The 1,966-nt window shown below is 75.8% G+C and carries 2 protein-coding genes; both read right to left on the minus strand.

Features of this window, described 5'->3' with window-relative positions:
- Window positions 1-70: 70 nt before the first annotated feature.
- Entirely contained in the window at window positions 71-1,321 is a 1,251-nt protein-coding gene (locus ABD308_RS24755; RefSeq protein WP_344338728.1) for a hypothetical protein, read from the minus strand.
- Window positions 1,322-1,538: 217 nt separating this feature from the next.
- Complete coding sequence (locus ABD308_RS24760) at window positions 1,539-1,919, minus strand: hypothetical protein (RefSeq protein WP_344338730.1); 381 nt, start codon at window positions 1,917-1,919, stop codon at window positions 1,539-1,541.
- Window positions 1,920-1,966 lie beyond the last annotated feature (47 nt).

Raw genomic sequence — 1,966 nt, forward strand, 5'->3', positions numbered from 1 at the left:
CGCGTACGACGGCCCCGGTGACGACCTGGACGACGAAGCCGCCCCGGGAACGGCGGCGGGACGGCGGACCTCAGGGGCGCCAGACCGCCGTCAGGTGGGTGGGGTAGAGCATGCCCGGCGAACGGAGCAGCCAGAGGCCGACGACCAGGCCGGAGTCGTTGACGAACAGCGTGGTGTTGCCGGCGGTGTTGCTCGGGTCGAGGTCGGTGAGGGTGCCGTCGGAGGCCCAGATCCGGCCGGACTGGTACTGGCGGGCGGGGATGCCGTCCCAGGAGTAGCCGATCGCGGTACCGGAGTCGTTGATGCCGACGGCGATCGACCTGCCGCCCGTCTGGGGCTGGCGGGGGAGCGGGGTGAGGGTGCCGTCCGGGCTCCAGCGGGCGGCGTGGGTGGCGGAGTAGTCGGGGTCGGGCTGGTACTGGCCGACCACGGCGCCGGAGGCGTTGAGCGCGGTGGGCAGGGTGTTCGCGCCCAGGTCGCGCAGGGTTCCGGAGGGCGAGCGGACCAGGCCGTGGCGGCTGCTGCCGAGGCCCGTCGGGCGGTCGGCGACGCCGATCACCGTGCCGGCGTCGTTGATGCCGACCGGCCAGTCCCCGCTCCCGGCGGTCGGGCCGTCCTGGAACCGGGTCGGGGTGCCGTCCGGCCTCCAGACGATGCCGTGGAAGGCGCCGATGCCGGCGTAGGAGCGGCCGATGACGAGGCCGGCGGCGTTGACGCCGGTCGCCTCGCTGGTGGTGTCGCCGGGCAGCGGGGCCAGGGCGACGGTGGTGCCGTCCGGGCGCCAGGCGACCGCGCGGGTGCCGGCGGCGGCGCCGTACGAGGTGCCGACCACGATGCCGCTGCCGCCGATCGCGGTGGGCCTGCTGTACAGGTCGCCGGGCAGCGGGGGCAGTGCGGTGACGGCGCCGTCGGCGGCCCAACGGACGGCGGTGGACTCCCAGGAGGTGCGGCCGGCGGGCCAGGAGACGCCGATGGCGAGGTTGGCGTCGTTCACCCCCAGGGCCTGCGCGAAGTCCTCGCCGGGCAGCGGCGGGAGGGTGGCGGGGGTGCCGTCGGCGGCCCAGCGGATCGCGCTGGCCTCGACGCCCTGCCCCCAGGCGTAGGCGTAGCCGACGACGACGCCGCCACGGTTGACCCCGGTGGGGTCGCTGTACGACTTGCCCGGCACCCCGGTCGGCAGCACGGCCATGGCCGGCGTGGTGGAGGTCGCGGGAGTGGGAGCGGGAGCGGCGCCGGCGGGGGCGGCCCCCAGCAGCGCCCCGGTGCTGAGAGCGGCGGCGGCGACGGCGGTCGCCGTCCGACGGACTGGTCGGATGGTCATGGCACGGGTTCCCTGTCTGCTCGGCGGCATGTCGGCCCGGCCTGCGGTGCTCATGAGGGGCGGGCCGCTGGTGCGTGCGGTGGTACGGGGCTGCGCCGTGTGCTCTCGCCGGCGGTCGGGGGCGGCGGTCACTACGGGCGCGACTCTAGCCGCGCCACCTCGCCTTCGCAGGTGAATCGGCCAATCCGGTTGCCTTCCGCAGGTTTGGGGCGGCAGCTCAGCACCACTCTTCCAGGTAGAGAAGGGTGCGGCCGTCGGCGGCCGCGAACTCGAAGGGGCCGTAGGCCGGGGACTCGCCCAGGTCGGCCAGCCGGTCCTTGACGGCAGGCCAGATGCCGGGCCGGTCCGCCGGAGTGATGTGGTCGAACGCGAAGCCGCCGTTGCGTCCGATGATCACCGCATCGGCGGTGGCGAGCAGGCGCTTGACGAGCCGGGGGTGGAGCGGCCCGCGGACCTTGCGCCAGCGCTGCCCCCGGTCGTCGACGAACTCCGCGCGGCCGGCGGGCGACGGGGCGGCCACGCCGTGGGAGTACCGGACCGGCGGCAGAGCGGCGGTGATGTCGGCGAGGGTGGCGGCGCGCGGGTGCTTCTTGGACATGGCGCCAGTCTCCCGGTGACGGACCGGGGCCGGTCGCGAGGGGGTCG

The sequence above is a fragment of the Kitasatospora putterlickiae genome (genome assembly GCF_039527695.1).
In the GTDB taxonomy this organism is placed as follows: domain Bacteria; phylum Actinomycetota; class Actinomycetes; order Streptomycetales; family Streptomycetaceae; genus Kitasatospora; species Kitasatospora putterlickiae.